Here is a 1,023-nt window from a genome sequence, read left to right as displayed (position 1 = left end):
TGTTCAGTCCCGAGGTGAGATGGGTTGGGTCGTATCTGAACCGGCCTGGGTCGTCTGCCCAGGCTCGGCAGGTCGCTTCGTATGGCGTGAGGCCGCGTAGGGTCTTGAGCCGCCGGGCGAAGTTGTAGGCATCCAGGAAAGCGGCGAGGTGTTCCCGCAGTTGGTCGTGGCTGTCGTAGTGGTAGCGCTTGACGGTCGCGTCCTTGAGGGTCCGGTTCATGCGCTCGACCTGGCCATTGGTCCACGGGTGGTTTGGCTTGGTGAGCCGATGCTCGATGTCGTGCGCCCGGCAGATCTGGTCGAAGCGGTTGACGCGGTACAGGGCGGTCGGGCCGCGGCGGTTCTTGGGCAGCTCGGCGAACTGGATGCCGTTGTCGGTCAGGATGATATGCGGGCGGTAAGGACAGGCCTCGATGAGTGCCTCCAGGAAGGCGCAGGCCACGGGCCGATCAGCGCGTTCGTGCAGCTGGGCGAAGGCGTATTTGGACGTCCTGTCGATGGCTACCCAAAGGTACAGCTTGCCTTCGCCGGTGCGAACCTCCGCGATGTCGATGTGGAAGAAGCCGATCGGGTAGGCCTTGAACGCTTGCTTGCCGGGCTTGTCGCCGCCGACCTCGGGTAACCGGCTGATCCCATGGCGCTGCAGACAACGATGCAGTGATGATCGGGTCAGGTGCGGGATGGTGGCTTGAAGTGCATAGAGGCAATCGTCCAGCGGCAGCAGCGTGTACCGGCGGAAGGCGACGATCACCGCCTCTTCCTCTGTCGTAAGCACGGTAGAGCGCGGCGTCTTCGGTCCCATCGCCGCGTCATGCACGAAGGCTCGCTTACGCCACTTCGCGACTGTCTTGGGGTTCAGTCCATGCTGGGCGGCAAGATCTTTGAGCGGAGCTTTCGATCGCTGTAGCGTTGCTCTGACCGCGTGCGTGGTCGTGGCGCAGCCGTGAAGAACCTGTCCCATAACGCCTCCCGGTGTGCGGCGGTTACAGCTAAATTGATGCCACCACACCGCGGGACTGCACA

At 63.2% G+C, this 1,023-nt stretch carries 1 protein-coding gene; it reads right to left on the bottom strand.

All coding sequences use genetic code 11. The features are described from left to right. The coding region (locus tag AC1DXK_RS31020) for an IS481 family transposase (RefSeq protein ID WP_477299711.1) at nt 1-961 on the bottom strand (961 nt) is incomplete at its 3' end. Nucleotides 962-1,023: the final 62 nt, after the last annotated feature.

This window comes from Methylobacterium sp. P3_A11 (genome assembly GCF_056403155.1).
The sequence above is the reverse complement of the archived record's forward strand: the minus strand, read 5'-3'. Positions and strand labels throughout refer to the sequence as shown.